We start from the raw sequence: 828 nt of genomic DNA, 5'->3' as shown, positions 1-828 counted from the left end.
ATAGGGTTCATGCACAATGCTAGTAGGAGAGAAATAAGGATATTTATAGAGGGATTTATGGCAGAAAGTATTTACGATGAATACCCGTCGATGACGTTGGCGAAAGAACAAAATGATCAAAATATCGAGCCGTTAAAGCTTGGTCAACGCATTAAGGATATCCGTTCTAAGTTGGGCATTACGTTAGAAGAGGCGAGTCAGCGTACTGGTCTTGCGCGTTCTACGCTAAGTAAGATTGAAAACGAACAGATTTCTCCTACGTTCCAAGCCATGCAAAAATTGGCGCTTGGATTGCAGATTGACATGCCACAACTATTTGAACCTCCAAGAAAAAAAGTGGCAACAGGGCGTAGAGATATCACTAAGAAAAGTGAAGGAAAACCACACCCAACTCAGACCTATGAACATGAACTGCTCGCGACACAACTTTCCAATAAGAAAATGATGCCGTTTAAGAGCCAGATCCGTGCTCGCAGTTTCGACGAATACAAAGATTGGGTTCGTCATGATGGCGAGGAGTTTTTGCTCATCTTATCAGGGGAGGTTATGTTCTATTCTGAGTTTTACGAGCCGGTGGTTTTGAGCGAAGGTGACAGTGTCTATTACGACGCGAACATGGGACACATGTTGACCAGCGTAAGTGAGGAAGATGCTCAAATTTTGTGGGTTACCGCCAAGTAGTGATAAATAGTTGTAAATTTCCTATAGTGAAAGCAAACGATTGCTAACAAGTGTAAATACGTTATGATGGCGCTCTGTTGATGATATATTGGTCAATGAAGCGCCTTTTTTATACGTTTTGTTGTGATTAAAATGTTAAGAGTCACA

At 41.5% G+C, this 828-nt stretch carries 1 protein-coding gene; it reads left to right on the top strand.

What is annotated here, in order from left to right:
• The first annotated feature begins 57 nt into the window (after positions 1-57).
• The gene (locus tag R7040_RS25600; RefSeq protein WP_005454180.1) at positions 58-681 is read left to right on the top strand and encodes a helix-turn-helix domain-containing protein; all 624 of its coding nucleotides are present in this window, start codon (positions 58-60) and stop codon (positions 679-681) included.
• Positions 682-828: the final 147 nt, after the last annotated feature.

It is taken from the genome of Vibrio sp. 1069 (assembly GCF_033340555.1).
This window is presented reverse-complemented; position numbering and strand designations above follow the sequence as displayed.